20 protein-coding genes are annotated in these 22,457 nt (G+C 63.0%); 2 read left to right on the top strand and 18 right to left on the bottom strand.

Features of this window, described 5'->3' with window-relative positions:
• Window positions 1–15 precede the first annotated feature (15 nt).
• The 7 genes from EZI54_RS05345 to ppc all read right to left on the bottom strand — a co-directional run bounded on the left by EZI54_RS05345 (window position 16) and on the right by ppc (window position 7,970).
• Entirely contained in the window at window positions 16–807 is a 792-nt protein-coding gene (locus EZI54_RS05345) for a class I SAM-dependent methyltransferase (protein ID WP_131479814.1), read from the bottom strand.
• 8 nt (window positions 808–815) lie between these two features.
• Window positions 816–1,136 carry a UDP pyrophosphate phosphatase gene (locus tag EZI54_RS05340; RefSeq protein WP_131479812.1) on the bottom strand — a complete coding sequence of 107 codons (321 nt, stop codon included), beginning with the start codon at window positions 1,134–1,136 and terminating at the stop codon, window positions 816–818.
• Window positions 1,137–1,176: 40 nt separating this feature from the next.
• Window positions 1,177–1,974 (bottom strand): undecaprenyl-diphosphate phosphatase, encoded by a 798-nt coding sequence (locus EZI54_RS05335; RefSeq protein WP_131479810.1) that lies wholly within the window; start codon window positions 1,972–1,974, stop codon window positions 1,177–1,179.
• Between the two features lie 96 nt (window positions 1,975–2,070).
• Window positions 2,071–2,766 carry a tRNA (adenosine(37)-N6)-threonylcarbamoyltransferase complex dimerization subunit type 1 TsaB gene (gene tsaB, locus EZI54_RS05330; RefSeq protein ID WP_131479809.1) on the bottom strand — a complete coding sequence of 232 codons (696 nt, stop codon included), beginning with the start codon at window positions 2,764–2,766 and terminating at the stop codon, window positions 2,071–2,073.
• 42 nt (window positions 2,767–2,808) lie between these two features.
• On the bottom strand, window positions 2,809–3,462 hold the full coding sequence (gene adk, locus EZI54_RS05325; protein WP_131479807.1) for an adenylate kinase: 654 nt from the start codon (window positions 3,460–3,462) through the stop codon (window positions 2,809–2,811).
• 398 nt (window positions 3,463–3,860) lie between these two features.
• Window positions 3,861–5,237 carry an aminoacyl-tRNA deacylase and HDOD domain-containing protein gene (locus tag EZI54_RS05320; RefSeq protein ID WP_131479805.1) on the bottom strand — a complete coding sequence of 459 codons (1,377 nt, stop codon included), beginning with the start codon at window positions 5,235–5,237 and terminating at the stop codon, window positions 3,861–3,863.
• A gap of 90 nt (window positions 5,238–5,327) precedes the next feature.
• Window positions 5,328–7,970: a phosphoenolpyruvate carboxylase gene (gene ppc / locus EZI54_RS05315; RefSeq protein ID WP_131479803.1), complete on the bottom strand. Its 2,643-nt coding sequence runs from the start codon at window positions 7,968–7,970 to the stop codon at window positions 5,328–5,330.
• Between the two features lie 206 nt (window positions 7,971–8,176).
• On the opposite strand from ppc, the gene EZI54_RS05310 reads away from it, so the two are divergent.
• Window positions 8,177–8,410 carry a hypothetical protein gene (locus EZI54_RS05310; RefSeq protein WP_131479801.1) on the top strand — a complete coding sequence of 78 codons (234 nt, stop codon included), beginning with the start codon at window positions 8,177–8,179 and terminating at the stop codon, window positions 8,408–8,410.
• A gap of 224 nt (window positions 8,411–8,634) precedes the next feature.
• Here the strand turns inward: EZI54_RS05310 and EZI54_RS05305 are convergent, their stop codons facing one another.
• From EZI54_RS05305 to cysM, 5 genes are all read right to left on the bottom strand, one after another.
• Entirely contained in the window at window positions 8,635–8,979 is a 345-nt protein-coding gene (locus EZI54_RS05305) for a pilin assembly protein (RefSeq protein ID WP_131479799.1), read from the bottom strand.
• Between the two features lie 270 nt (window positions 8,980–9,249).
• Window positions 9,250–10,107, bottom strand: a complete 858-nt coding sequence (gene mazG / locus EZI54_RS05300) for a nucleoside triphosphate pyrophosphohydrolase (RefSeq protein ID WP_131479797.1) — start codon at window positions 10,105–10,107, stop codon at window positions 9,250–9,252.
• A gap of 14 nt (window positions 10,108–10,121) precedes the next feature.
• Window positions 10,122–12,362 (bottom strand): GTP diphosphokinase, encoded by a 2,241-nt coding sequence (relA, locus tag EZI54_RS05295; protein WP_131479795.1) that lies wholly within the window; start codon window positions 12,360–12,362, stop codon window positions 10,122–10,124.
• Window positions 12,363–12,451: 89 nt separating this feature from the next.
• Window positions 12,452–13,795, bottom strand: a complete 1,344-nt coding sequence (gene rlmD, locus EZI54_RS05290) for a 23S rRNA (uracil(1939)-C(5))-methyltransferase RlmD (protein WP_131479794.1) — start codon at window positions 13,793–13,795, stop codon at window positions 12,452–12,454.
• Window positions 13,796–13,901: 106 nt separating this feature from the next.
• The gene (gene cysM / locus EZI54_RS05285) at window positions 13,902–14,795 is read right to left on the bottom strand and encodes a cysteine synthase CysM (RefSeq protein ID WP_131479792.1); all 894 of its coding nucleotides are present in this window, start codon (window positions 14,793–14,795) and stop codon (window positions 13,902–13,904) included.
• Between the two features lie 388 nt (window positions 14,796–15,183).
• On the opposite strand from cysM, the gene EZI54_RS05280 reads away from it, so the two are divergent.
• Window positions 15,184–18,063: a response regulator gene (locus EZI54_RS05280; protein ID WP_131479790.1), complete on the top strand. Its 2,880-nt coding sequence runs from the start codon at window positions 15,184–15,186 to the stop codon at window positions 18,061–18,063.
• Window positions 18,064–18,085: 22 nt separating this feature from the next.
• Here EZI54_RS05280 and pdxJ read toward each other — a convergent pair whose 3' ends face one another.
• The 6 genes from pdxJ to lepB are packed head-to-tail and all read right to left on the bottom strand — an operon-like array spanning window position 18,086 to window position 22,430.
• The gene (pdxJ, locus tag EZI54_RS05275; protein WP_131479788.1) at window positions 18,086–18,826 is read right to left on the bottom strand and encodes a pyridoxine 5'-phosphate synthase; all 741 of its coding nucleotides are present in this window, start codon (window positions 18,824–18,826) and stop codon (window positions 18,086–18,088) included.
• The gene (gene recO, locus EZI54_RS05270) at window positions 18,816–19,544 is read right to left on the bottom strand and encodes a DNA repair protein RecO (protein ID WP_131479786.1); all 729 of its coding nucleotides are present in this window, start codon (window positions 19,542–19,544) and stop codon (window positions 18,816–18,818) included. Before recO ends, pdxJ begins: the two co-directional genes overlap by 11 nt.
• A 49-nt stretch (window positions 19,545–19,593) precedes the next feature.
• Window positions 19,594–20,511, bottom strand: a complete 918-nt coding sequence (era, locus tag EZI54_RS05265; RefSeq protein ID WP_131479784.1) for a GTPase Era — start codon at window positions 20,509–20,511, stop codon at window positions 19,594–19,596.
• Entirely contained in the window at window positions 20,511–21,203 is a 693-nt protein-coding gene (gene rnc / locus EZI54_RS05260) for a ribonuclease III (protein ID WP_131479782.1), read from the bottom strand. Before rnc ends, era begins: the two co-directional genes overlap by 1 nt.
• The gene (locus EZI54_RS05255; protein WP_131479780.1) at window positions 21,200–21,565 is read right to left on the bottom strand and encodes a DUF4845 domain-containing protein; all 366 of its coding nucleotides are present in this window, start codon (window positions 21,563–21,565) and stop codon (window positions 21,200–21,202) included. The genes rnc and EZI54_RS05255 overlap by 4 nt, the downstream gene beginning before the upstream one ends.
• Before the next feature lie 55 nt (window positions 21,566–21,620).
• The gene (lepB, locus tag EZI54_RS05250) at window positions 21,621–22,430 is read right to left on the bottom strand and encodes a signal peptidase I (RefSeq protein WP_131479778.1); all 810 of its coding nucleotides are present in this window, start codon (window positions 22,428–22,430) and stop codon (window positions 21,621–21,623) included.
• Window positions 22,431–22,457: the final 27 nt, after the last annotated feature.

Below are 22,457 nucleotides of genomic sequence, written 5' to 3'. Positions count from 1 at the left end.
CTCCTGCCAAGGCCGTTACGGCAGTGCCTTCAGGGCATAGATGTCGTAGCGGCTGCTCTTGCCTTCCAGTTGCGTGGACGGCGCCGGCCCCTCGATCGTCGGCGCCTTGCGCGGACGTTTGACCACCACCCGGTAACGCGCCTTTTCCAGCGCGGCAGCCAGTAAGGCCGGCGCATCGTCATCGTCGCCCACGATCGGCCGGAACAGCGCCATTTCCTTTTTCACGAGGGCCGTCTTGTCGCGATGTGGAAACATGGGGTCCAGGTAGATCACGTCCGCCAGGGGCCCTGGCCGGCCGCGCAGCCAGTCGATGCTGTTGCCCGACTCGAGGTGCATGCGTGCCACGAGGGCCGCGGCATGTACATCTTCAGCCGCCCGCGCCAGCCCGTCAGCCAGTAATGCATGGATGATGGGCGAGCGCTCCAGCAGGGTCAGGTCACACCCGAGCCCAGCCAGCACGTAGGCGTCCTGTCCGAGACCGGCCGTCGCATCCACGACGTGCAGCGGTTCGCTGGCCCGCTTGAGGCCCACCGCCTTTGCCACCAGTTGCCCCGCGCCACCCCCGTGTTCACGGCGGTAGCCGGCCTTGCCGGAGACGAACTCCGCCCGTACCGGGCCGGGCACTTTACGCCCGGTCATCTGCAGCGCCAACCCGGCATCGTCCAGCCAGAGCACGACCGGTACGTCGGTCACCCGACGCGGATCGACCTGTCCCAGACAGGGTAATGCAAGGTGCTGCGCCAGCTGTTGGGCACGCTCCAGGAATGTATAGCCGCTGCAGGCGACCGCCAGGGAGGAAGAGGTCATCGAAGTGCTTACACGTGGATATCGATACCCGCCAACTCGACATCGCCGTCATCACGCTGGCTGGCGACACCGTTGAAGACGTCGAGCGCACGGGCATTGCGCGCGGGAATATCGCCGGCACGGAACTGCTCCAGCTTGACGTCCTCGGACGCCTGCCGGGCCTGGACCCGCCGCTCCAGCTGTTCCGCATCCACCGTGTCGCGTCGGGGCGACTGCTCCGATACGACACTGTTCCGGCTGTGGTCACGCGCCTGAACCTCCGTTTCCCGCTGGACAGCGCGATCGGACGGCAAAGGCGTGTAGACGTTGGAAGGGATACCGCCAATCATGGACTGGTGTTACCTGAGAATGTGACCGGTTCAGATTTGATCACAATACCACCAAAAGCAACACCACGCCCAGTAACAGTCGGTAAATGACGTACGGCAGGAAGCCCAGTTTCTCGAGGAAGCGCAGGAACAGGTGGATGCACAGCAGCGCGCTGACAAACGACACGCCGGCGCCGATCATGACGTCCGCCCATTGCGACTCGGTGCCGGTCTGGGCCAGCTCGATGGACTTGAGCAGACCCGCGGCAATGATCAGCGGGATCGAGAGAAGAAACGAGAAGCGCGCCGCAGCTTCACGCTGGTACCCCAGGAATAAGGCCGCCGTCATGGTGATGCCGGAGCGCGACGTGCCCGGAATCAACGCCAGCGCCTGGGCCAGGCCGATCAGCACGGCATCCCGCCAGCTCAGTTTGGGCAACCCTTTCTCCCGCTTGCCGGCAACGTCGGCCCACCAGAGCACCAGGCCGAAGCCAATGGTGGCGATGGCAATCACCAGCGCCGATCTCAGCTGGGTCTCGATCACGTGTTCGAAGGCGAGACCCGCAACGCCGGCGGGTATGGTCGCGACAATAATCGCCCAGGCCAGACGGCTGTCTTCCGTCAAACGCCGGTGGGCCGTGTCGCTGATCCAGGCTCCGGTCAGGCGCATCACGTCCTGGCGGAAATACCAGACCACGGCAAGGAGTGTTCCAACATGGACGGCCACATCGAAGCCCAGTCCCTGGTCACTCCAGCCAAGGACTTGCGAGGGAAGGATCAGATGGGCAGAGCTGCTGATGGGGAGAAATTCGGTCAGGCCTTGAATGATGGCCAGGGCAAACGTATGCCAGAGTTCCATGAAAACGGCTTCCTGCTAGAGATGGACAGCACCGGGCCCCAGACGCGCGAAAACCTTCGGATACCGGCCAGCAGCATCCGGGGTGGCCCGTCGTGGCTATCGTCCCGGCAGTTTCTTCCAGGTTATTTCGTCCCGAACATAAACCGGAGCCGCCTGCTCTGCAGACACGGTCGGACCGTCGGGCCAGTCGGCCACCGCCAGGGTGGCGATGTCCGAGGCCAGAGGATACCAGTCCGGATGGGTCGCCAACATTGCGGCTCTGACAGGTTCGGGCATCCGATCCGCGAGATGCCAGCCCGATCCGGCGCCCAGCCAGCGACTGGCGTCTCCGGACAGGACAACCTGATCCGGCGGGCAGACCCGCTCCTGCGCGGTGGATTGTACCCGACCTTCATGGATGCGATAACAGTTCCAGTAGACCTCGCTCATGCGCGCATCGAACGCGACGGCGATGCCGTCACCTTCACCGGCAAGGCCGGTACGCAGGGCCCGGGAGGCCACCGCAGCAAGCGAGGAAACGGGGACGACCGGCAGGTCGAGCCCAAACGCGAGCCCCTGCACCACGCCGGTCGCGATCCTCAGTCCGGTAAAGGATCCCGGACCGCGGCCGAAAGCCAGGGCATCCAGCGCAGCCAGGGGCACACCGCTTTCATCCACCAACTCCCGGATCATGGGCAGCAGGTGCTGGGTGTGACCGCGTGGCGACCGGATGGCACGCTCGAACAGCGTGCCGTCTGTCCAGAGGGCTGCTGAACAGCCCTCGGCGGTGGTATCCAGTGCCAGTAGTTTCATGCGAACGCCGGTTTTACAGGAAGTCGATCCAGATCGACGGTATTACTGCAGCTTGTTGAGGATCTGGTCGCGGATTTCCTGCATGCTACCGACACCGTCCACCCGGACGTAGGTCGGAGCCGCATCGGCGTCCTGCCTGGCCCAGTCCCGGTAGTAGTCGACCAGCGGTGCGGTCTGCTCATGGTAGATCCGCAGGCGATTGCGCACGGTTTCCTCAGAATCGTCGTTGCGCTGGATCAGCGGCTCGCCGGTCTCGTCGTCCTTGCCTTCCACCTTGGGCGGGTCGTACTTGACGTGGTAGATGCGACCGCTGGCCTCGTGCACACGACGACCGGACAGGCGGGTGACGATTTCCTCGTCGTCAACGGCGATTTCCACCACGTAATCGATGGCGACGCCCTCCTGCTTCAGGGCTTCAGCCTGGGGAATGGTGCGGGGGAAGCCATCCAGCAGGAAACCATTCCTGCAATCGGCTTCCTGGATACGGTCCTTGATGAGCGCAATGATGGTCTCGTCCGGCACCAGGCCACCGCTGGCCATGATTTCCTTCACTTCCAGGCCCAGCGGCGACTCCGCCTTAACCGCTGCGCGCAGCATGTCACCGGTGGAAATCTGGGGAATACCAAACTTCTCGGTAATGAATTGGGCCTGGGTGCCCTTGCCTGCGCCTGGCGCGCCCAAAAGAATGATTCTCATAGTGGAATTGCTCCCGTTTATCGATGAAATCGTCGTGCGGAATCGGGAGGTCAAACCTGCAACCGATCGGGTTTCGCACGCCGCATCCGCCCCCCGTTCGTCGGGGCCGATGGGCTGTCTTGTTTTTTATCGCCGGCCGCTCATGGCGAACCGGTCCAGAATCTGAGATTGCCGACGCCAATCCTCTCCGGATAACGCGGAGATTGACGGAGTCGGCCGGAGCCCCGGGGCATCTGACGCCACCATGGGAACCATCGTGCACGGAACGGGAGCGGCGCGCGCCACCCGGGCCACCGCACAACCTGCCTGACCGCCCGTGCAGTCAAAGGATCGGGCATTATACGAACTCGTGCCCGCTATAGAAAGGGTACCAAGGTAGGAACATCGCCCGGGCGATTTCAGGCCGCCAGCGAGCGGGCCAGCTCGTCCAGCTCCTGGGCCACATCGTCGGTCGCGGCGACGAACATCGCCACATCGGCCTCGGTGAATCCCAGCGAGCCGGCCAGTGCAGCCGTATCGTCAGGATTGAATTCATCACCGATATCCTTGCTCTTGAGGAGGCCGTTGGCGAGCTGGACAATATGCACGTAGTCGGCATGCTCCCCTTCGTACTCGGGATGCTGGTGCATACCGGCGGTCTTGACCACGGCATCGGGCAGTTGCCAGAGGCGATGCAGGATGCCGCCGATCGCGCCGTGGCCCACCGTGAGGAACTCCTGGTCACCACCGAACACCTGCATTTCCAGGGCCCGCATGCTCTGGTCCGGATTGGCCTCGCGCAGACGATTGAGCTGTTCGAATTCCATCGGGAACAGGTGGCCGACCAGCAGCAGCCCGAAGTTGTGCAACAGGCCACACAGGTAGGCCAGCCCCTTGTCGATACCCTTGAGCGCGGCCATCTGCTGGCAGAGGTGGGCACAATACAGCGAGTGGCGCCAGAACGCATCGGTACCCAGCATACCGTCGCGCGGCACATCGAAGGCGCGCACCGACGCAATCCCCATGGCCACGTGGGCGACGCGGTCGAAACCGAGCACCCGGGTGACGGCTTCCTGCACGGAATTGATCTGCCCGGGGTAGTTGAACAGGGCCGAGCGCGCGTAACGCATGATCTGGGCGGACAGACTGGGATCATACTCGATGAGGTCCGCCAGTTCCCGGGCCGTCGCCTCCGGGTTGGTCGTGAGGCGCAGGATCTTCAGCGCCAGGGCCGGCATCGGCGGCAGACGATAGAGCTTTTGCAGGCGGCGGGCCACGTCGTCCAGCGTGATGTCGGCCCCGTGCCCCTTTTCCAGGTCGTGTGCCGTATCAACAATGCTGATGCTGGCCTTGCGGGCACCCGCCAGGACCAGCCTCAACCCCCGGCCGTCCAGGCGCAGGAGGCTGTTGTTGGAGCCGGAGGTCAGGTAGGCGTGGGCCATCTCCAGGACGGGAGTGTCGACCACGACGGGGACATCGTAGGGCGCACCCACCGGTGGATGGAAACCGGGTTCGCAGTCGGCAAAGAGCCGGTCTGCCTGGCGGGCCGTCAGCAGTTGCAGGCGGCGGCCGGTCACCCGGGAAACCGCTTCCACATCGATTGCGGTCTGGTAACTGTGAACCGCCATGACGACCCCGTTGAGATCAATCAGCAGGGTCGCCCGCACCACCTCCTGTTGCGGTACGCCGACACTTGAGACAGCCACATCGAAATTCGGCATTTCGTCGTGATTGATCGTCTCGTAATCAATTCCCTTGCGATTGAGGAACATCTCCAGCTTGGCTGATGCCGGCACACCACTACCCCTGTCATGCAAACCTACATACTTCAAGCCTAACCCAAACCCATGGGTTTGGGATACGGTCCGGCGCCCCTTTCCTGCGGATCAGCCGGTATTGCGCATGCCCGCGGAGATCCCCGCCATGGTGACCTTGAGCGCACGCTCGACCTGCTCGGGAACCTTGCCCTGCCCTTCGCCCTCGCGGTCGCGGCGCAGCAGTTCCGCCTGCAGGTAGTGCAACGGATCGGTGTACGGGTTGCGCACCCGCATGGAGTGCGCAAATACCGGTTCATCGAGTAACAGTTCGTCCTGCTGCTTGAGCGCCTTCACCTGACGGATACAGCCGGCAAGCCGCTCCCGCAATTCCTTGCCCAGCGGCTTGTAGGCAGGCTCGACCAGTGTTTCCTCGTAGTAGCTGGCAATGCGCAGGTCGGCCTTCGCCAGCACCATCTCCAACATGTCCACATAGGTCTTGAAGAAGGGCCAGCGGGCCATCATGTCGCGCAGCAACGGCTCATGCCCGGCTTCGGCGGCCTCTTTCAGGGCCACATCGCTGCCCAGCCAACTGGGCAGCAACATGCGCATCTGGGTCCAGGCGAAGATCCAGGGAATGGCCCGCAGGCTTTCCACGCCGCCGGTGGGCTTGCGCCGCGCCGGACGACTGCCCAGGGCCAGCTTGCCGAGCGCCTGCTCCGGCGTCGACTGACGGAAATAGGGTACGAAGTCCGGATTCTCCCGCACGACGTCCCGGTAAGCCTTGAGCGACCGCTCCGTCAGCCAGTCCATCATGTCGCGCCACGCCTGCTCCGGCGCGGGCGGTGGTGCCAGGGTGGCTTCGATGACCGCCGTGCCATAGAGGGTCAGGCTCTGCTCCGCCAGCTTGGGCAAACCGAACTTGAAGCGGATCATTTCACCCTGCTCGGTGATCCGGAAGCTCCCGTTCACCGAGCCCGGCGGCTGCGACAGGATCGCGCGGTTGGCCGGGCCACCACCCCGCCCCACAGTCCCGCCGCGGCCATGGAACAGTGTCAGGTGCACACCGTATTCGGCCGCCACGTCCGTCAGGGCTTCCTGGGCCTGGTATTGGGCCCAGGCGGCCATCAGTTGGCCGGCATCCTTGGCGGAATCGGAGTAGCCGATCATCACTTCCTGGCGGTCGGCGCAGTACTGGCGATACCAGTCGACACTGAACAGGGCCGTCATGGTGGCTGGCGCGCCCCGCAGGTCATCCAGGGTCTCGAACAGGGGCACGACGCGCATCGGGTGCTGCATGCCGGACTCCCGCAACAGCAGGATGACGCTGAGCACGTCCGACGGCTGGCTGGCCATGGAGATAACGTAGGAGCCCAGGGATTCCGGCGTCTGCTGGGCCACCACGGCGCAGGTATCGAGCACTTCCCGGACGTTGTCGGAGGGGGTCCAGTGGCGCGGCACCAACGGCCGGCGGCTCCGCAATTCCTGCACCAGGAAAGTCTGGCGTTGCTCCTCGCTCCAGTTGGCGTAGTCGCCCAGCCCCAGTTCGCCGACGATTTCGGCCACGGCTTCGGCGTGGCGCCCCGCTTCCTGACGGATGTCCAGCTTCACCAGGGGCAGGCCGAAGGTATGGACGCGACGCAGCGTATCCAGCAGCAGTCCGTCGGCGATCTCGTCCAGCCCGGATGCCACCAGCGAGTCATAGCACAGCTGCAGTGGTCGTATCAGTTCCTCATTCCCGAACAGGATGTCCCTGTCGTCCACCGGCTCGCCATTGACGCAGGCTTCGGCCCAATCCCGGGTTTTCAGCAGGCGCCTGCGCAATTGCCCCAATACGGCCCGGTAGGGTTCGCGGGTTTCACCGGCCTCTGCACGCAGTTCGTCGGTCGCTTCCCACATGGACAGCTCGGCCCGCAGGGTCTGGATGTCCCGCAGGTAGAGATCCGCCGCCATCCAGCGGCCCAGCCAGAACACCTCGCGGGTCACTTCGTGGGTCACGTTGGGGTTGCCGTCCCGGTCGCCCCCCATCCATGAGGCGATGCGGATCGGCGCCGCGTCGATGGGCAGGCCCTTACCAGTGGCCTCGCGCAGGGACCGGTCCAGACTGCGCAGGAATCGCGGCAGTGCTTCCCACAGGCTGTTCTCGATGACTGCAAAGCCCCACTTGGCCTCGTCCACGGCTGTCGGGCGCTGGTAGCGGATTTCGTCGGTATTCCAGGCCTCGGAAATCAGTTGGCGCAGGCGGGTGGTGATTTCGTTTCTCTCCGCCAGCAGCAGATCGTCATGATCCAGTTGCCCCAGGCAATTGGAAATCTCGTCGTACTTGAGGATCAGCGTGCGCCGGGTCACCTCGGTCGGGTGCGCCGTCAGCACGAACTCGATGCTCAGTTCCGTGACCCGGCGGTGCAGTTCGTCCGGATCAACACCCTTTTCCAGCAGTCGCTGGAACACCTCGCCCAGGGATTCCACCATCATGTCGGCGTGGTGGCCCTGCTTGCGCCGGATGCCGTGATACTGCTCGGCGATGTTGGCCAGGTTGAGGAACTGGCTGAAGGCACGGGTAACCGGCAACATCTGATCATCGCTGAGTTCGCTGAGCAGTTTTTCCAGGCGCTGACCGGAACCACTCTCCTGGCGACGGTCGGCCTTGGCGGCTGCACGGATTTCCTCGATCAGGTCAAAGCAGTCCTGCCCGGGAAACTTGCGGATACTGTCGCCCAGCAGCTCGCCCAGCATGCGGACATTTTCCCTCAGATCTGGATGCAGTTCGGTCATAGTGCGCTATCGTCCCTCTTGCAGATTACCGGGCCGCGCCGATACCGGCGGCCCTTTGAGATGCAAATCGCATTTCAATATAACAGCCTGTTACCGGTACATCATCACAGGCTGCTAAAATACGGGAAGCTGCAGGATTGCAATCACTGCCCCAAACCTGTTTATTGGAAGCAGACTACCCGCCGTCGAACACGTGAGGACGACCCATGAAAGTGACCGACCTGCCCGCACACTGGGAAGGCAAGAAAGAAGAAAGCGAACGGCCACAGAGCTACACCCTGCGCCTGCCGCTGGAGGATGCGGCGCGGATTGCCGCCCTGGCCGAGCTTTACCCGGATCGCACCGAGACCGACATTCTCAACGATATGATCGGCGCGGCGCTGGACGACCTGACCCGCCAGACGCCGCTGAAAGGCAAGCTGGAATCCGTGAAGAAATAAAAACCGGTATCTTTCCGCCCGGGGCGCACAGCGGCGCACCGGGCACCCTTCCTGACGTCCCGTCCCACGATCAACTGCATCGCAGGTCAAAGAGTGTTCAAAACTTCGCCAAGGGGACTTATTCAGGGGAGTCGTGTGCTTCTCAGGGCCGCCGGGCGGCGACCCCGAAGGGAGAGGGGGCCAGTCGAAGTGCTGGCTTTAACGGGTCGATCAGACCGTCAGCGTCAGGCGGCGGATTCGAGCTGCCGCGCCTTCAGATCCTGCATGTGCTTCTGACTCAGGCTGACGAATCTCGGCGTGAGGCCCTCGTCCTCGTAGATTTCGAAGCCATCTTCATCAAAGGCAACCACCTTGGTGCCCTGGACGTAGGGAAAGCTGGTTTCCAGCTCGTCCAGTGCAGCAGAGACCAGGTCACGGATCAGGTCCTGTGGCGACTTCATCGGGTAAAGCTCGGCCAGCTTTTCCAGGCGCGCCTGATGCTGCTCGGACAGCGCAGCTTCAAACGAGTCCCGGCTCAGGCGACCACGTGCATGCTTATCCCAATACTTCACCAGATCCTTGATCTTCATGGTTCAACGCTCCCGCTTCAGTACTCGATCAAGACCGCGCAGGCACCTTTTGAGTCCCTTTGCGGCAAACTTCTTATTTGAGCGTTGCGTCAGGACAAAGCCACTCTGACGTAACGGACATCGCAATCCCGGTGGGTAACCGGCAGCGCTTGCTGAAAGTGTAGCTTAACGATGTTCGGCTTACTGCGTGATATCGTTACGGATTGTACCTAGTCAGGCGCTGAATGAATCCGCTCTGTAACAGTCAGCGGGGCCCTGTCCATCCTCGTTTCAGCTGTCGTTGGTGGCCTTCTCGACCCCCTTCACGGATTGCCAGATAGCATCCAGCTGTTCGAGCGTCTGGTCGTCGAATTCGCGCCCTTGTGAGGCCAGTTCCCGCTCGATGGCCCGAAAGCGGGCATCGAATTTCCGGTTGGTGCGTCTCAGCGCCTGTTCCGGATTCACCTTCAGGAAGCGTGCCAGATTCACGCATACGAACAATAGATCCCCCAGCTCATCTTCCAGCGCGTCCCGGTCGTCGGGATGCTCGCCGGTGTAGGCCCAGGCCTCCTTCAGTTCGTCGATTTCCTCGTGCAGCTTGTCGAAAACCGGCCCGATATCCGGCCAGTCGAAGCCATGGCTGGCCGCCCGGCGCTGCAGCTTTTCGGCGCGCACCATCGCCGGCAGCGATCCGGCAATCCCGTCCAGCCTACTGGTTTCCGCCGCTGGATCGGGGTTCGCCGCCCGTTCTTCCGCCTTGATGCGCTCCCAACTGGCCTTGATCTGCTCATCGGTGGGCCGGTTATCCGGGTCGACCCGGCTTTCCAGTGTGCCCTCCGGGAAGACATGCGGGTGACGGCGGATCAGCTTGCGCACCAGGTGATCGACGACGCCATCGAAATCGAAATGGCCCCCTTCCGCACCCAACTGGCCGTAGAAGATCACCTGGAACAGCAGGTCACCCAACTCATCCTTCAGGTGGGGGTAGTCTTCCCGCTCGATGGCGTCGGCCACTTCGTGGGCCTCTTCCAGCGTATGGGGGACGATGCTGCGGAAGTCCTGCCTGCAGTCCCACGGGCAGCCAATCTCCGGATCCCGCAGGCGCGCCATCAGGGTCTTGAGGTCGTCGATGTCATAGCTCCGGGGCATGTCTTCCTCCACGGTTACTGGCTGCGCTTGCGGTGAACGCCCATGATGTTGGGCAGGTTGCGGATCTGGGCCAGCAACTTGGCCAACTGCTCCAGGCTCGATATCTCCACCGTTACGGTCATGGTGGCGGAATTGTCGTCCTTGTTGGACAACGTATTCAATGCCAGCACGTTGGTCCGGGACGAGGCCAGGATGGTGGTGATGTCCCGCAGCAGACCCGACCGGTCGTATGCCTCGATCTCGATGTCCACCGGGTAGACCGCTTCCTGGCGACCGCCCCAATCCACCTCGATGATCCGGTTCGGTTCGTATTCGCGCAGGTGCAGGAAAGTGAGGCAGTCCTGCCGGTGCACGGTCACGCCCCGCCCGACCGTAATGTAACCGCCAATCGGGTCTCCCGGCAGCGGCTTGCAGCATTTGGCCACCTGGGTCTTGAGCTTGCCCACGCCCTGGATCTGGATGTCCGAGTCGGCATCGTAGGTCTGGTGGCGCGTGCCCTGGAGTTTCAGGTCCAATTGCTGGCGACGCGGCTCAACCAACTGCTGGGCGATGTTGGCCACATGGGTCGGACGCAGGTCGCCGGCCCCCACGGCGGCAAACATGTCGTCGGCGGTCTGGTAGTTGACCTTCTGCGCCAGCTGGGTCAGATCCACTTCGTAGATCGACAGACGCTTGAACTCGTCCTCGAGGATGGCCCGGCCGTCGACCACGTTGCGTTCGCGATCCTGCTCCTTGAACCAGTGGGTCACCTTGGCCCGGGCCCGGGACGTCTGGATATAGCCCAGGCTGGAGTTCAGCCAGTCCCGGCTGGGCGCCGGGTTGTTGGAGGTCAGGATGAACACCTGGTCACCGGTTTTCAGCGGATAGGTCAGCGGCACGATACGTCCGTTCACCTTGGCCCCACGGCAGGCGTGGCCCACCTCGGTGTGCACGCGATAGGCGAAATCCACCGGCGTCGCCCCCTGGGGCAGATCCACCACGTGCCCCTCCGGTGTGAAGACGTACACCCGGTCCGGCGTGACGTCGGTCTTGAGCTGGTCCACCAGCCCCGACAGATCCCCCAGATCCTCCTGCCATTCCAGAACCTGGCGCAGCCAGTTGATCTTGGCTTCATAGCCGGTGGACTTGTTGCCGGTGTCCATGCCCTTGTAGAGCCAGTGGGCACACACGCCCAGTTCGGCCTCCTCGTGCATGGCATGGGTGCGGATCTGGACCTCCATCACCTTGCCTTCCGGCCCGATCACCGCCGTGTGCAGGGACTGGTAGCCGTTTTCCTTGGGGCTGGCGATGTAGTCGTCGAACTCATTGGGAATGTGGCGCCACAGGCTGTGCACGATACCCAGCGCGGAATAGCAGTCCCGCACCGTCGGCACCAGGATCCGGAACGCGCGCACGTCATAGACCTGGCTGAAGTCGATGCCCTTGCGGCGCATCTTCCGCCAGATGCTGTAGATGTGCTTGGCGCGGCCCGACAGCTCGCCCTGGATACCGGCGAGATCCAGCTCGTGCTTGATGTCCGCCAGGACCCGCTTGACGTACTGGTCCCGGTCCAGCCGCTTCTCGTCCAGCAGCTTGGCGATTTTCTTGTAGGCGGATTCGTGCAGGTAGCGGAACGAGAGATCCTCGAGCTCCCACTTGATGTGACCGATCCCCAGGCGATGGGCCAGCGGGGCGTAGATGTCGAACACCTCGCGGGCCACCCGCATGCGCTTTTCCGGCGGCGCACTCTTAACCGCCCGGATGGCACAGGTCCGTTCGGCCAGCTTGATCAGGGCAACGCGGACGTCGTCGATCATGGTCACGAGCATCTTGCGGACGTTGTCCAACTGGCCCTGGCTCTGGCCCAGCACGTTGCCTTTGAGTGGATGATGCAGTGACGAGATGGCGGCCATCTGCTGGACACCGTCGATCAGGCGGGCGACGTCGTCGCCGAATTCCTCGCGGATTTCGTCCAGGGTGGCCCGCTCTTCACGCACCGCCCGATAGAGGATGGCGGCGACCAGGGCCGTCTGGTCCAGGTGCAGCTCGGCCAGCACCTGGGCCATCTCCACGCCGGTACGAAAGCTGCTGGCGCCCGGCGCCCAGAGCCGGTCTTCACGGACAGCCTGTAGATCGATGAGCGCGGCCTTTTCGCAGGCGCGGCGAAACTGATCCACATCCTCGAGGGTGGTCTGGGCCTGGATGTGCCGGACCCAGCCTTCGATGTCCACCTGACCATCCGTGGTCACGGCGTAATCTTCTCGAACCTTAACCATAGCGGTCCACTTTCCCCTTGTCCCTGGCGCCGGCAGTCAGCACTGCCCGCACCCCGGCCCCTGGCTGTTGTCGTTGTCGGAGGCAACGTCTAGCTGCGCTCGAACAGGGCCATTGATTCAACGTGCGTGGTGTGCGGAAACATGTCCATCACCCCGGCCTTGACCAGCCGGTAGCCTTTTTCCACCAGCACGCCCGCATCCCGGGCCAGCGTGGCCGGGTTGCAGGAGACGTACACGATCCGTCGGGCGCCAAAGGCCGCCAGGTATTCACAGACGTCCTGGGCACCCGAACGGGGCGGGTCGATCAGGATCTTGTCAAAGCCCTCGGCCGCCCAGGTCTCGGCGGTAAAATCGCCCTGCAGGTTGGCACCGTGGAAACGGATGTTGTCCAGGCCATTCGCCTCGGCGTTCTCCCGTCCGCGGACCACCATGGCCTCATCCCCTTCCACACCCACCACTTCACCAGCCTTGCGGGCCAGCGGCAGGGTGAAGTTACCGAGGCCGCAGAACAGGTCAAGGACCCGCTCATCGTCCTGCGGTGCCAGCCAGTCCAGCGCCTGCCGGACCATATTGCGGTTGATCCCTGCATTCACCTGCGTGAAATCCATCGGATGGAACTGCAGGGTGACGTCAAAATCGGCCAGCCGGTAGGACAGACGCTCGTCGGCCCGGCCCGCACTTGCCGGCCAGATCCGGTGCACCGTATCCGGCCCCTTCGGCTGCAGATAGATGTGCAATTCATGCGCCTTTCCGAAGGCGATCAGCTTTTCCGTGTCGCTTTCCGACAGGGTTTCCATATTACGGAACACCATGGCGGCGACATCGTCACCACAGGCCACTTCCACCTGGGCGATGGTACGGTAGGCCTCCATACCGTAGAAAAGTTCACGCAGGGCGCCGATCCGCTCACCAATGCGGGGATCCATCACCACGCAGCGGTCGATATCGGTCAGGAAGCTGTTGCGTTTCTCACGGAAGCCCACCAGGACGGCATCGCGCTTGGGCACGAAGCGCACCCCCAGGCGCGCCTTGCGGCGGTATCCCAGCCCTTCCGACCGCATCGGGGCCACCCACTGTTCCGGCTCGATGCCCCCAAAGTGGGCAAAGTGCTCTTTCAGCGTTTGCTCCTTGAACGCAATCTGGGCGTCCGGCGCCATATGCTGGAGGCTGCACCCACCGCACAGGTCGGCAAATTCACAGGGGGGTGTCTGCCGCTGCGGCGATGCCTCAAGCACCTCCATGGCACGCAGCTCGTCGAAGCTGCGGCGACTGCTTACATACTTGGCCATCACCGATTCGCCCGGCAGGGCAGCGTCCACGAACTGGGTCTTGCCGTCGAGGTGACAGATGCCCCGGCCATCATGACTCAGCTTTTCAATCTGACAGTGGATCGGTTCGGCGGGTAACGCTTTTCTTCTACGTCTCTTGCTCATCAGGAATTCCGGTCAGGCACGGCGGGCCCAGCGTGGGAGACTGTATGAAAACGACGTCATTCGTTACGTTTCCACACAGCGCCCGCAGCCCGCCTATTTCACAACTTCAGGCGCCGGGGAACACGCCGGTGGACAGGTACCGGTCACCCCGGTCACAGATAATGGCGACGATTACCGCATTCTCAACCTGCTCGGAGAGACGCAATGCGGCGGCAATCGCACCACCGGAGGAGACGCCGCAGAAGATGCCCTCTTCGCGGGCCAGGGCTCGCATGGTGTCCTCCGCGTCCTTCTGGTCGACATCCAGCACCTGGTCGACGCGGCTGGCGTCGTAGATCCTGGGGAGGTATTCCTGCGGCCAGCGGCGAATGCCGGGGATGGAGGAACCATCCGACGGCTGCAGCCCCACGATCCTGATATCCGGGTTGCGTTCCTTGAGGTAACGGGACACCCCCATGATGGTGCCGGTCGTCCCCATGGAACTGACGAAATGGGTGATCCGCCCCCGGGTCTGCTCCCAGATTTCGGGACCGGTGGTGCGGTAGTGGGCCAACGGGTTGTCCTGGTTGGCAAACTGGTCGAGCACCAGCCCCTTGCCTTCCTTCTGCATCTGCGCGGCCAGGTCGCGGGCCCCTTCCATGCCCTCTTCCTTGCTGACGGTGACGATCTCGGCCCCGTAGGCGCGCATGGAGGCCCGGCGTTCCTCACTCATGTTCGCCGGCATGATCAGCACCATGCGATACCCCTTGATGGCCGCCGCCATGGCCAGCGCGATGCCGGTGTTGCCACTGGTGGCCTCGATCAGGGTGTCGCCCGGCTTGATGTCGCCACGGCGCTCGGCTTCCTGGATCATGCTGATGGCCGGACGATCCTTGACGGAGCCCGCCGGATTGTTGCCTTCCAGCTTGGCCAGAATCACATTGGACGTCTCCCCCGGCAGGCGCTGCAGGCGCACCAGCGGCGTATGACCGACGTAATCTTCAATGGTGGGGAAATGCATGGATTTTCGGACTCCTGACAGCAATGACTTGTGGAAAAAACTGTCGGTTCGGTCCACCGGCAGCCACCGCAAGCTGTGATACACTCTGACGACGCATCATACGCGCATCGTCGCCGGTATCCCAATACAGCTTGTCGCTACCAAAATGACTGCAGGTTCTAAGCGGGGCCGGTGACATCGCTTTGTGCACCCTGAACGGGGAGCGGTGATGCCGTTCCCGATTCTGTCGGGGTTCAAGATTATGATGGTATGGCATACCCGATGTCGCCCCGCCCGACTCCGGGATGCCAATAAGAATCAGGGACGACGCTTTGTACATCCGGGAAGCTGTGTCCCCCGCCACGGATGATCCGGTACAAGGCCTGCTGACGGAATCAGGAAGCGCACCATGCGACGCTGGGGTATTCGCAAGAAAGTCATTTTTGTCACGCTGGTACCGACCATCCTGACCACGCTCATCCTGGGCGCATTCTTCACCCAGAGCTGGGTCGGCAACATCGAGCACCTGCTGCGCGATCGCGGCGAGTCCCTTTCCCGGCAACTGGCGGCTGCGTCCGAATACGGTATGTTCACCGGCAACCGCAGCCTGCTGAACAACCTGTCGAATGCCCTGCTCGAAGAGCAGGATGTCCGCTCCATCACCTTCTTCAACGCCAAGGGCCAACACCTGCTGCACACTGGCCCCAGCCTGTCCGATGACATTGGCGATAACAAGCTGACCGACAAGAAAACCCTGACCCTGCCGGGTGAGAACAGTTCCATCTTTATCGCGCCGGTCTTCCTGCAGGACCTGATGATTGACAGCATGCTGGACCTGGAGTCCCGCAAGACCGCGCCCAGTGCCGTCGAACCGATTGGCTGGGCGGCGGTGGAAATGTCCCACACCCGCACCGATGCCGAACGCTACAAGGCCCTGCTGATCAGCCTGCTGCTGATCCTGGGCGGCATTGCACTGAACGTGCTGATCGCGCTGCGCATGAGCCGCAGCGTTACCGACCCCATCTTCGAACTGAACTCCGCCGTCGCCCGGCTCAAGGGCGGCGATCTCAAGACCCGGGTGCACACCCAGGCCGGCCCCGAGTTCGAGCAACTGGAATCCGGGCTCAACGCCATGGCCCAGGAACTGAGCGAAGCCCAGGCGGAAATGCAGCAGAACATCGACCAGGCCACCGAGGACCTGCGCGAAACCCTGGAAACCATCGAGATCCAGAACATCGAACTGGATCTGGCCCGCAAGGAGGCCCTGGAAGCCAGCCGGATCAAGTCCGAGTTCCTGGCCAACATGTCCCACGAGATCCGCACCCCGCTGAACGGGATCATCGGCTTCACGGAGCTGCTGCTGAAGACCCCGGGGGCCCAGCAGCAGCGGGACCACCTCAACACCATTCGCAAGTCGTCGGAAATCCTGCTGACCATCATCAACGACATCCTCGACTTCTCCAAGATCGAGGCGGGCAAGCTGGTGCTGGACCGCATCCCCTTCGGCCTGCGCGACACGGTCGAGGAGGTCATGGTGATGCTGGCGCCGGCCGCCCACGCCAAGAACCTGGACCTGGTCCCGCTCATCTACAGCGACGTGCCGGACACCATCATGGGCGACCCGCTGCGGGTGAAGCAGGTGATCACCAACCTCGTCAACAACGCCATCAAGTTCACCCAGACCGGCGAAGTGGTCCTGCGGGCCAGCCTGGAGGAAGAGGACACCGAAGGCTTTCAGGTGGTGCTGCGCTTCAGCGTCACCGATTCCGGCGTGGGCCTGTCCCGTGCCCAGCAGCAGTCCCTGTTCAATGCCTTCAGCCAGGCGGACGCATCTACCGCGCGACAGTATGGCGGGACCGGCCTCGGTCTGGTGATTTCCAAGCGGCTGGTGGAAGAGATGGGGGGCGAGATCGGACTGGACAGCGAACTGGGACGCGGCTCCACCTTCTGGTTCACCCTGTCCACCGAAGTGGCCCGCAATGCCGAGCCTCCAGCTCCCCGCGATGCCCTGCAGCGTGAGCGGGTGATCTATCTGGAGCAGCAGAAGACCACGGCCCTGGCGGTCACTCACCTGTTGCGGGACTGGGGCATAACGGTGGACGAAGCGACCTCGCCCGGCGACCTGCTGGAAAAGGTGGAGCAGGCGCAGTACGACAACCATGGCTATGCCGTCGCCATGGTTGGCGTAACCCGCCACCTCCTGCACTCCAGCCAGTACCGGGAGATGTTCCATACCCTCGAGGTGGAGCGGGACTGTCGCACGCTGCTGCTGACACCCACCCTGGACGATCAGGACGGCCATCTGGCCGGCGTCTCCAGCGGCCACGTCTCCAAGCCGGTGTGCCGCGACCGGTTGTACGATGAGCTGTTCATGCTGATTCATGGCAGCCATGCCCCGGACCAGGCGCTGCCCGGCGACCCGCCTGCCGCCTTACCACCGCCTGCGCCGGACCACACGCCCCGTGTACTGGCCGTGGACGATAACGACGCCAATCTCAAGCTGGTACTGACGCTCCTGGCCGACTGCAAGGTCCGGGCGGAGGGCGCCACCAGTGGTTTCGAAGCCCTGAGCAAGGCGCGCCAGACCCGCTTCGACCTGATTTTCATGGACCTGCAGATGCCGGGCATGGACGGCCTGGAAACCACCGGCCGCATCCGCCATCTGGACGACCGCCAGCCGCCGGTGCCGATCATCGCGCTGACCGCCCATGCGCTGTCCGAGGAAAAGGACCGCCTGCTACGCCAGGGCTTCGACGGTTACCTGGCCAAGCCGGTGAGCAGCCAGCAACTGCTGGACACCCTGTACCACCACACCGGCTATCGCGGCCCGGGCACCGGTGACGACAGGACGGCCATGCCGGCGCCGGAACCCCAACCCCGCAGCATTCGCCCGTCGAGCCGGGAGAAACAGCTGCCCTGCGTGGACATCGAGGAGAGCATCCGGCTGGCCGCCGGCAAGGCGGATCTCGCGGAAGAGTTGTTCAGCATGCTGCTGGAACAGGTCACCTTCGACCAGAACAGCATCCGGGACCTGCTCGAGAAAGGCGATAACGCCGAGTTGCTGGAGCGGGTGCACAAGCTGCACGGCGCGACCCGCTACTGCGGGGTACCGGAATTGCGCAGTATCGCTGAAACGCTGGAAACCGCCATCAAGCGTGACAGCGACGAACGCGAACCCCTGGCCCGCTCACTGATGGCGGCCATCGACCGGCTGCTGGTGTGGTCCGAGGAGACGGACTGGCAGGGCATGTTCCGCGGCGAGGTCGGCGCGACCGCCGACCCGACCTGAGGGCACGCGGGCTCCCGGCGCGTTAGCGGGCGTCGACAGCCCGGTCCAGGATGGCGCGCATGTCCCGCACCGCTTCCTTCATGCCCGTGAACAGCGCCCGGGCGATGATGCTGTGGCCGATGTTCAGCTCGTTGATACCAGGGATCGCGGCCACCCGCTCGGTGTTGTGATAGTGCAGGCCATGGCCGGCATTGACGACCAGACCCAATGACTGGGCGTAGGCGACGCCATTGGCCACCTGCCTGAAGGCCGCCTCCACTGCTTCCGACGTGTCCGCGTCGGCATAGTGGCCGGTGTGGATTTCGATGACGGGCGCGCCGCAACGGGCCGCGGCGTCGATCTGGTCCTGGTCGGCGTCGATGAACAGGGAGACCTCGGCCCCGATGCGCGCCAGCCGCTCACAGGCCCTGGCCACCCGTTCCTCCTGCCCGGCCACGTCCAGTCCGCCTTCGGTGGTCAGTTCCTCCCGCTTCTCCGGCACCAGGCAGATACAGGGCGGACGCACCTGCTCGGCAAAGGCCAACATGGCATCGGTGACCGCCATTTCCAGGTTCATCTTGCTGTTGAGCATGTCCCGCATCAGCATGACATCCCGGTCCTGGATATGGCGCCGGTCCTCCCGGGGGTGAATGGTGATGCCATCCGCGCCGGCTTCCTCCGCCAGCAGCGCAGCCTGTACCGGATCGGGGTAGCGGGTCCCGCGGGACTGGCGCAGCGTCGCCACGTGATCGACGTTGACGCCCAGCAACACTCTAGGATTCATGCTTGTCTCCTCGCAATTGGGTAAACAGGGCGCGACTGTGCAACGTCCGTCCCTGCAACAGATGATCGATCAGGACCCGCATGACGCGCTTGGCGGTACGCCGGGCCTCGGCGGTTTCCAGCCGCGCGTCCGCTAACTCCAGCAACACCTCGCCACGCAGTCCCTGTAACAGGCTGCCGGGGCCGGCGGCGCCCTGCAGCCCCTGCTCCGGATCATAATAATAGTGGCCGCCGGCCGTCACGGGCGCTCCGGTATCCATCGCCATGGACCAGTCGAAGGCGTAGCCCAGGGCCTCCACCAAATGCCATTCGAAGCGCCGCAGGGTCGGCTCGAAATCGTTGGTTCCGGCCAGGGCATCGAGGGTCTCGATGTAATGGGCAAATAGTGTCTGGAAGGGTTCGGCGGGAGGCAGCAGACGCTGCAGCAGTTCATTGAGGTAGAGCCCGCAATAGAGTCGCTCGGTCCGGCGCAGGTCCGGGCCCATGCGGCTTTCGGCGGACGTCAGCGTCTTCAGGTCGGAGCGCCCCTGCCAGGCCAGCAACATGGGCTGGAACGGCTGCAGTTGCGCCTTGAGGGGGCTCTTCGGGCTATTGGCTCCGCGCGCCACCACCGTCAGGCGACCGTGGTTCAGGGAAAACAGGTCCACCATCAGGCTGGTTTCGCGGTAATTCCGGCGATGCAGGACATAGCCGGGCTCCTGATCGACCCTGTCACTCATGCCTCAGGTCGTCTCCTGGTTTCAGCCGGACCGCAGCTCAACGGCCGTCTCAGAAATCGTCCATGCCCAGGCTCTTGAGCGCCCGGTCGCTGTCGGCCCATCCCTTCTTCACCTTGACCCAGAGTCGCAGCATAATCTTGCTGTCGAACAGCTTTTCCATGTCGATCCGGGCTTCCTGGCCGATACGGCGGATGCGTTCGCCCTTGTCACCGATGATGATTTTCTTCTGCCCCTCACGCTCCACCAGGATCAGGGCGGCAATGTGCAGCACCATCCCTTCCTGTTTGAACTCTTCGATCTCGACCGCCACCGAATAGGGCAGCTCGGCGCCGAGTTGGCGCGTGATCTTTTCGCGGACGATTTCCGAAGCCAGGAAACGCTGGCTGCGATCGGTCAGTTGATCGTCCGGGTAGAAATGGATGCTGACGGGCAGCAGCCGGTCCACGGCCTCTTCCAGCGGTGCCAGATTCTGCCCGCGCAGGGCCGAGAGTGGGATGATCTCCGCAAAATCGTACTTCTTGGCCAGTTCCGCCAGGTGCGGCAGCAGACTGTCGCGGTTCTCGACCTTGTCCACCTTGTTGACCGCCAGGATGATCGGCGCCTTCACGTTCTCCAGTTTCCTGAGGACCATGTCGTCCGCCGTGGTCCAGTGGGTCTGGTCGACGACGAAGACCACCACGTCCACATCCTTCAGGGCCGAGGACGCCGCACGGTTCATGTAGCGGTTCAGGGCGCGCGGTTCCTCCTCGTGCATGCCGGGCGTATCGACGTAGATGGCCTGCACGTCGCCGCGGGTCTGGATGCCCAGCACCTGGTGACGGGTGGTCTGGGGCTTGCGCGAGGTGATGCTCAGCTTCTGGCCGAGGATATGGTTGAGCAGCGTCGACTTGCCCACGTTGGGGCGGCCGACAATCGCGACGAAACCACAACGGCTGTTGGGGTTTTCCGGTTGGCTGGGGTCGATCATCAATTATTCTCCACACCCAGCGATTTAAGGGCGTTGCGCGCGGCTTGCTGTTCGGCGACGCGGCGACTGCCGCCGACACCGGTCGTCTTGCGGTCCAGGGACGGCAGGGCACACTCCACATGAAAGGTCTGGGCGTGCGCCTCGCCTTCGATGGAAATGACGTCATAACGTGGCAGCGGATACTGGCGGGACTGCAGGTATTCCTGCAAACGGGTCTTGGGATCTTTCTGGGTATCCTGCAGGTCGAGGCGCTCCAGGCGCTCATTGAACCAGGCCAGTACCCGTGCCCGACAGGTGTGGAAATCGCTGTCCAGGTAGATCGCACCGATCACGGACTCCACGGCATCCGCCAGGATGGAATCGCGCCGGAAACCGCCACTTTTCAGTTCACCGGACCCCATGCGCAGGTAATCGCCGAGATTGAACTCGCGGCCGATCTCCGCCAGCGTCACCCCCTTGACCATGCGCGCACGCAGGCGGCTGAGCTGGCCTTCCCGGGCATTCTCGAAATGCCGGTAAAGGTGCTCGGCGATGACCATATTCACGATCGAGTCGCCCAGGAACTCCAGGCGCTCGTTATTCTGGTTGCCGTGACTCCGGTGCGTCAGCGCCAGGGTCAGCAGTTCCGGATCCCGGAACTGGTAACCGAGGCGCTTCTGGAGCCGGCCCAGTTCAATTTCACTTACCCTCACTGACCTGTCATCTCGTAGGCATGATTGAAGTGGACGACGGCGTCCACGTTCTGGAACAGATCCGTACGTACCTCATATTCGAGGTCGATATGCACCTTGCCGTCTTCCTTGTGGATCTTGATCTGCTTCTCGTCAAATCCTCTGACGTTATTGACGCTCAGCCGCTTGCGGACCAGGCCCTGAACATCGCGGACAGTGAGCTGGTCCAGATCCTTGGTGTCATTCAGGCTCTCGATGGCTTCCTGAATGGTGATGTCATCCAGATAGATCGGACCCAGTTTGATCACCAGCGTGATCAGACTGCCGAAAAAGAGGACAGCGATAAGGATACCCAGGGTGGAAGCGCCACGTTGAGTCTTCATTGATTACTCTCTTTTTATTCCATGATTCCGGAACCGCCGTACACCGGCATTCCGACTACTTGATCAGGCCGACACGATCAAAGCTCGGCACCCAGGACTCCAGGTGCATCCAGATGGCGAAGGCCTTGCCCACCACCAGGTCTTCCGGGACGAATCCCCAGTAACGGCTGTCGTTACTGTTATCACGATTGTCCCCCATCATGAAGTAGTGCCCCTGGGGGACCACCCAGTCGCCCTCTCCTTCCAGGCCACGGCGGGTATGGTTGAGGAGGATATTGTGGTGCACCCCTTCCAGATTCTCTTCCCGAAGTTCCACCGGCGGCAGGTTGGCAACGAAATCGGAGTCGATCACCTTGCCGTTGATGGACAACGTCTTGTCGTGATAGCTGATTTTGTCCCCCGGCAGACCGATCACCCGTTTAATATAGTTGGTCTCGCCATCCTTGGGGTACTTGAACACCATCACGTCGCCGCGCTCAGGTTCGCCAATAGGCACAATCTTGGTACCCAGCACCGGAAGCCGCAAGCCATAGGCAAACTTGTTGACCAGGATAAAGTCGCCCACCTGCAGGGTCGGCAACATGGAACCGGAGGGAATCTGGAACGGCTCCACCAGGAAGGAACGCAGCACCAGGACGATGGCCAGGACCGGGAAGAAAGAGCGGCTGAGCTCGACCAGGTAAGGCTCCTTGGCGCCCTCCGGTTCCTCGCCGGCACTCTCACCCGCCACGCTGCCGGTACCGCCGCTGGAGGATTCAGACAGGCGGGCTTCACGGCGTGAGCGCAGGAACAGCCTGTCAGCCAGCCAGATCAGACCGGTGGCGAACGTCAGGGTGACGAGGATCAGGGGAAAATTGATATCCATGCTTGGGTCCTAGGGCCTCTTATTGGA

Origin of the sequence: Marinobacter halodurans (genome assembly GCF_004327985.1) — a bacterium.
Lineage (GTDB): Bacteria > Pseudomonadota > Gammaproteobacteria > Pseudomonadales > Oleiphilaceae > Marinobacter_A > Marinobacter_A halodurans.
Note: the sequence above shows the minus strand (reverse complement) of the source record. Positions and strands in the feature narration are given on the sequence as shown.